We start from the raw sequence: 1,323 nt of genomic DNA, 5'->3' as shown, positions 1-1,323 counted from the left end.
GGCTGTTCACGGGGCTCTCTCGGTCTCATCTTGCCTGCTTGGTCGATGAGTTGGCCGAGCCTTGGCGGGCGAGGGCCGAGGGTCGTCGCCATGCGACGCGGGGCGGGGCCAGGAAGCGGGCCGCGGGTGCCGGTGCCCGCCATCGGCTGGTGTTCGTCGACCGGCTGGTGGCCACGCTGATCCATCTGCGGCACGACCTGCCGCACTCGGTGCTGGGCTTGCTGTTCGGTGTGGACCGGTCCACCATCACCCGGGCGATCGGAGAGGTGCGCACACTCCTGGCGGAGCGGGGGTGCGCGGTTCCCGACCGTCCCGGCCTGCGGCTTCGGAGGCTGACGGATGTATTTGCCTATGCCCAGGCCGAAAGTGTCGAGCTGCGTCTGGACGCCACCGAGATCCAGGTCCGCCGGCCCCCGGCCGGCCGCGGCGGACGCCGTGCATTCGTCTCGGGCAAGAAGAAGCAGAACACGATGAAGGCCACCGTGATTGCCGACTGGCGAGGCCGCACGTTATGGACCGATGCCCTGCGACCTGGGCGTCTGCACGACGCCACGGCCGCCCGCAACGAAGGCATAGACATCTGCTTCCGGCACTTCCCAGACGCCGAAGTCCTCCTGGACGACGGCTACCTCGGCCTGAGCCGCGACCACCGTGGCCAAGCCATCACACCGCCCAGAAAACCGCGGCCGGGAGCACTCCCCGGCAGAGTCGAGCAGTGGGAACGCGACCGCCGCGGTCACTCATCCGACCGCATCACCGTCGAACACGCCCTTGCCGACCACAAGCGCTGGAAGCAACTCACCCGCTGGACCCACCGCCGCGACCGCCTGCCCGACACCTACCGCGCCATCGCCGGCCTCGTCTCCGACCGCACCACCAACGTCTGAGAACCGGCTACGGCCAGGCCGAACACGCCTCACCCGCTATCACGCACCAACTCGTAAGGCCAGCAGGCCACGCACAAGCACGAGCAGCCCGCCGCGGGCACCTGGAGGCTGTCCGTCGACAACACCAGCCAGCTCCCCGCCACCGTCGGTGAACCTCCGGAGCCCGTCGGCGGGCTACTGCCATCGAGGGGCTACTGAGGTGTTTTACGCGATGGTGCCGGCAGCCCTAGGTCCCGGCTGCTCCACCGGCTTTCGGGCCAGGAAGTAGGCCTGCTGACCATGCCGGGGCTTGTCCTGCTCGTTCGGCTCGCGGATCAGTCGGGCGTCCACCGTCAGACCGGTCTGACTCAGCAGCTCGGTGATGCGGTCGGGAGAGACCCAGTAGACATCGAGGGACAGTTCGTGCCCATATGCATTTTCCAGGTGCCGAAGCCTG

General features: G+C 68.4%; 1 protein-coding gene and 1 pseudogene. One reads left to right on the top strand and one right to left on the bottom strand.

Annotated elements, in window-relative coordinates; all coding sequences use genetic code 11:
* Positions 1-2 precede the first annotated feature (2 nt).
* Positions 3-887, top strand: coding sequence for a transposase family protein (locus ABTZ59_RS37095; protein ID WP_351425963.1), 885 nt, complete (start codon positions 3-5; stop codon positions 885-887).
* 204 nt (positions 888-1,091) lie between these two features.
* Here the strand turns inward: ABTZ59_RS37095 and ABTZ59_RS37090 are convergent.
* Positions 1,092-1,323: pseudogene (locus tag ABTZ59_RS37090) on the bottom strand (SAM-dependent methyltransferase); the annotation flags it as partial.

The organism is Streptomyces sp. NPDC094034 (genome assembly GCF_040303865.1).
Taxonomy (GTDB): domain Bacteria; phylum Actinomycetota; class Actinomycetes; order Streptomycetales; family Streptomycetaceae; genus Streptomyces.
The sequence above is the reverse complement of the archived record's forward strand: the minus strand, read 5'-3'. Positions and strand labels throughout refer to the sequence as shown.